Source organism: Acetatifactor sp. (assembly GCF_982438285.1).
The window spans coordinates 1-4,454 of record NZ_CEWDFQ010000261.1; the positions used below are offsets into that span (position 1 = coordinate 1).

Below are 4,454 nucleotides of genomic sequence, written 5' to 3' on the forward strand. Positions count from 1 at the left end.
CAATTATCTTTTATTGTATATTACAGATAGTTGATGAACTCACTATCTCCCCCCCCTCATAAGAAAATGTAAAGGAGCTCCGGCGGTGCCGGGGCTTCTTTACATTTTAGGGGTGGTAGAATCCGGCAAAATGGAGTAAAATATAAAAGTATATTTTGTGTGCAGAGATTGTGCGGAAAGGCTGGTAGGGAAAATGGAGCTGACGAAGCTGCTTGAGGGAATCCAATACGAATGTGTGCAGGGAGACGTACAGAGGGAAGTGACAGGGGTGGTTTATGATTCCAGAAAAATAAGCGCCGGCTGTCTTTTTATCTGCATAGAGGGAGCAAATTTTGACGGACATGACTTCGGCGCGGAGGCAGTCTTACAAGGAGCGGCGGCTTTGGTGGTATCCAAGGATATTCCAGGTCTGGAAAATTCGGATGCGGTGGTGATTCGGGTGGAGGATACCCGGTACGCCATGGCATTTATTTCTGCGGCGTATTTTGGGCATCCGGCAGATCAGCTGAAGGTTATCGGCATTACTGGAACCAAGGGAAAGACCACCACCACATATCTGGTGAAATCCATTCTGGAGCACGCCGGCTACAAGGTGGGACTTGTGGGCACCATTGAGACTATTATAGGAGATACCCACATCCATGCGGAAAACACCACGCCGGAATCCTATCTGCTGCAGGAGTATTTTGCCAGAATGGTGAAAGAGGGACTGGACGCCGTGGTCATGGAGGTGTCCTCTCAGGCGCTGATGCTTCACAGGACCCAGGGGTTTGTGTTTGATTATGGTATTTTTACCAATTTAGAGCCGGATCACATCGGACCTAACGAGCATGCAAGCTTTGAGGACTATCTGGCCTGCAAGAGGCTTTTGTTCAGACAGTGTAAAATAGGAATCGTAAACGGGGACGACAGTCATTGGCAGCAGGTGGTGGAAGGGCATACCTGCATTCTGGAAAGCTATGGAATGGGAGAGGAGTGCATGCTCCGGGCAGAGAATCTAAAGCTTTTGCATAAGCCGGGGGAGCTGGGAGTTACCTTCCAGGTCCGAGGGCTTATGGAGTTTCAGGTGGAAGTCCCCACCCCCGGCCGGTTCAGCGTATACAATGCCCTGGCGGCCATTGCCATCTGCCGTCATTTTCAGGTGGAGAAGGAGGATATCAAGGAAGCCTTGCTGGCCGCAAGGGTCAAGGGCCGTATTGAGATGGTGAAGGTTTCCGATCAGTTCACCCTGTTGATTGATTATGCCCATAACGCCATGGCCCTGGAGAGCCTTTTAACCACGCTGCGGGAATATAATCCCCACCGTTTGATCTGTCTGTTTGGCTGCGGAGGCAACCGTTCCAGACAGCGGCGCTTTGAGATGGGGGAGGTCAGCGGCAGGCTGGCGGATTTGACCATTATTACTTCGGATAATCCCAGGTATGAGGAGCCCCAGGCTATCATAGAGGATATCAAGACGGGCATGGCCAAGACCAATGGAAAGTATGTGGAGATCTGCGACAGAAAGGAGGCCATTGCCTATGCCATAGCCCACGGCGAACCGGGGGATATTATCGTGCTGGCAGGAAAGGGGCATGAGGATTACCAGGAGATCAAGGGCGTAAAATATCCTATGGATGAGAGGAATCTGATTGCGGATATTCTGGCAGGCCGTTAAAGAACGGAGGAGAAATGACGAAAGAGCAGTATGCGGATGTGATTGTGGATATTTCCCATGAAAAGCTTGACAGACCCTTTCAGTACAGGGTTCCGGAAAAGCTTTTGGGAGCTCTTGCGCCGGGTATGTGCGTGGCGGTTCCCTTCGGAAAGGGAAACAGGCTGATTAACGGCTATGTGCTTTCCTTGAGTGGAGACTGTAGATTTGATCCTGGGAAAATCAAGGATATTGCGGGAATCGTAAAGGGCGGCGTGGCGGCCCAGGATAAGATGATTCTTCTGGCGGACTGGATGCGGAGAAATTACGGCTCCACCATGATACAGGCCCTTAAGACGGTGCTTCCGGCAAAAAAAACGGTGGGGCGTTTAGAGCATAAGTATCTGGTGCGCCTCCTTGGCAGGGAAGAAATATTGTCCCTTCTGGGGGAGAGCATCCGCAAAAAGCAGGCAGCGAAGGAAAGGCTTTTGCGAAAGCTGGCAGAACAGGAGGAGATACCCTACGGGGAGGCTGCAGGAAGCCTGGGAGTATCGGCCTCCACCATAAGCAGTCTGGAAAAGGCAGGAGTCATCCGGGTGGAAAGCCAGAGACTGTTTCGCAATCCGGTAAAGCTCACCAGGCAGAAAACGCAGCTTCCGGCTCTGAGCGCCGGGCAGCAGCAGATTGTGGATCAGGTGATCTTGGATTTTGACAAGGGAGAACAGGGCACCTATCTGGTACATGGAATCACAGGAAGCGGAAAGACGGAAGTGTATATGCAGCTAATTGGGGAAATGCTTAAGAGAGGAAGGCAGGCCATTGTGCTGATCCCGGAAATCGCATTGACCTATCAGACACTGCTGCGTTTTTTTACCCGGTTTGGAGACCGGGTGAGCGTATTGAATTCCACCTTGTCCCTTGGGGAAAAATATGATCAGTGTGAGCGGGCAAAAAACGGGGAGATCGATGTAATCATCGGTCCCCGTTCCGCCTTGTTTACGCCCTTCCCTAAAATTGGTCTGATTGTGATCGATGAGGAGCATGAAAGCAGCTACAAAAGCGAAAGCTCACCCAAATATCATGCCAGAGAGACCGCCATTGAGGTGGCCAGGCTTCACGGGGCCAGCGTGGTGCTTGGTTCGGCTACGCCCTCCCTGGAGGCATATTACCGTGCCAGGAAAGGGGAGTACGGGCTTTTTATCTTAAAGGAGAGACTCACGGGCGGAGCCCTTCCCCAGATTCATACGGTGGATTTGCGAAAGGAGCTTAAGGAGGGAAACCGCTCCATTTTCAGCAGAAAGCTCCAGACTCTTTTGGCCGGAGGCCTTGAAAGGGGCGAGCAGAGCATTCTTTTCTTAAACAGGAGAGGTTATGCGGGATTTGTGTCCTGCAGGGCCTGTGGATATGTGATGAAATGCCCTCACTGTGACGTGTCCTTGTCGGAGCATAAAAACGGCCTGCTGATCTGCCATTACTGTGGCTTTCAGAGACCAAAGCCTGCAGGCTGTCCCCAATGCGGCTCCAAATATATCATGGGCTTTCGGGCGGGTACCCAGCAGATCGAAGAGAAACTAAAGGAGCTGTTTCCTGGAGTGCGGACGCTGCGCATGGATGGGGATACCACTAAAACAAAGGACAGCTATGAGAAAATTTTGTCTGCCTTTGCTGCCGGGGAGGCGGATGTGCTCATCGGAACCCAGATGATTGTAAAGGGCCATGATTTTCCAAGGGTGACGCTGGTGGGAGTTCTGGCGGCGGATTTGTCCCTGGGCGCGGCGGATTACAGAGCCGGGGAGCGTACCTTTCAGCTGCTTACTCAGGCTGCCGGGAGAGCGGGCAGGGGAACGCTTCCCGGACAGGTGGTAATCCAGACCTATCAGCCAGAGCATTACGCCATACAAAGGGCGGCAGCCCAGGATTATGAGGGCTTTTACGAGGAGGAAATTCTCTACAGGGAGCTGATGGGATATCCTCCTGTATGCCATATGCTGGCGGTGCAGATTTTTTCCAGAGAGGAAGAGGGAGGAAAGAAGCTGGCCGGGCAGCTGGCACAGTGGGCCAGGGGGCTTGGACAGGAGCAGGATTCTAAAGAGAAGGGGATGGGGCTTCGCATTATTGGGCCCGCTCCCGGGGCAATCGGAAGAATTAATGATATTTTTAGATTTGTTTTCTATGTGAAACATGAAAATTATGATAAACTGGTACAGATAAAGGATTTGCTGGAAGAAAAGCTGGAAACATGCCGGCCGCTGCGGGAAACGGTGCAGTTTGACTTTGATCCGGTGAATGTGCTGTAGGCGGACTGCCAAAGCTTGGAAAGGGAGGATAAGATGGCCATCAGGAATATCAGAGAAATGGGAGACGAGGTTCTCTCAAAAAGATGCAAGGAAGTGACTCAGATGACGCCCCGCATTAAGGAGCTCATTGAGGATATGCTGGAAACCATGTATGAGGCGAATGGCGTGGGGCTTGCGGCGCCCCAGGTGGGAATATTGAAACGAATCGTTGTGATCGACGTGACGGGGGAGGACCCGCATATTCTCATTAATCCCAGAATTGTGGAGAGCAGCGGAGAGCAGACTGGACAGGAGGGATGCTTAAGCGTTCCCGGAAAATATGGCATTGTGACCAGGCCAAGCTATGTGAAGGCCCTGGCGTTTGATGTGAATATGAAGGAGTTTGAGCTGGAGGGAACGGAGCTTTTGGCCAGGGCTATCTGCCATGAGCTGGATCATCTGGACGGACATCTCTATGTGGAGAAGGCCCAGGGCGGCCTTCGGGATGTAGGGGATGAAGAGGAAGAAGAGGAAGAGATATAAGG

Annotated in this window: 3 protein-coding genes; all 3 read left to right on the plus strand. The window is 52.0% G+C overall.

Features of this window, described 5'->3' with window-relative positions; genetic code table 11:
* Positions 1 to 193: 193 nt before the first annotated feature.
* The 3 genes from AC1WIP_RS11990 to def are packed head-to-tail and all read left to right on the plus strand — an operon-like array spanning position 194 to position 4,452.
* On the plus strand, positions 194 to 1,657 hold the full coding sequence (locus AC1WIP_RS11990; protein WP_481142044.1) for a UDP-N-acetylmuramoyl-L-alanyl-D-glutamate--2,6-diaminopimelate ligase: 1,464 nt from the start codon (positions 194 to 196) through the stop codon (positions 1,655 to 1,657).
* A 14-nt stretch (positions 1,658 to 1,671) separates the two neighbouring features.
* Positions 1,672 to 3,930, plus strand: a complete 2,259-nt coding sequence (gene priA / locus AC1WIP_RS11995) for a replication restart helicase PriA (RefSeq protein WP_481142045.1) — start codon at positions 1,672 to 1,674, stop codon at positions 3,928 to 3,930.
* 33 nt (positions 3,931 to 3,963) lie between these two features.
* Complete coding sequence (def, locus tag AC1WIP_RS12000) at positions 3,964 to 4,452, plus strand: peptide deformylase (RefSeq protein ID WP_481142046.1); 489 nt, start codon at positions 3,964 to 3,966, stop codon at positions 4,450 to 4,452.
* Positions 4,453 to 4,454: the final 2 nt, after the last annotated feature.

Coding starts and splice junctions, on each gene's coding strand:
- AC1WIP_RS11990 (WP_481142044.1), top strand. CDS start 194: ATGGAGCTGACGAAGCTGCTTGAGGGAATCCAATACGAATGTGTGCAG.
- priA (WP_481142045.1), top strand. CDS start 1,672: ATGACGAAAGAGCAGTATGCGGATGTGATTGTGGATATTTCCCATGAA.
- def (WP_481142046.1), top strand. CDS start 3,964: ATGGCCATCAGGAATATCAGAGAAATGGGAGACGAGGTTCTCTCAAAA.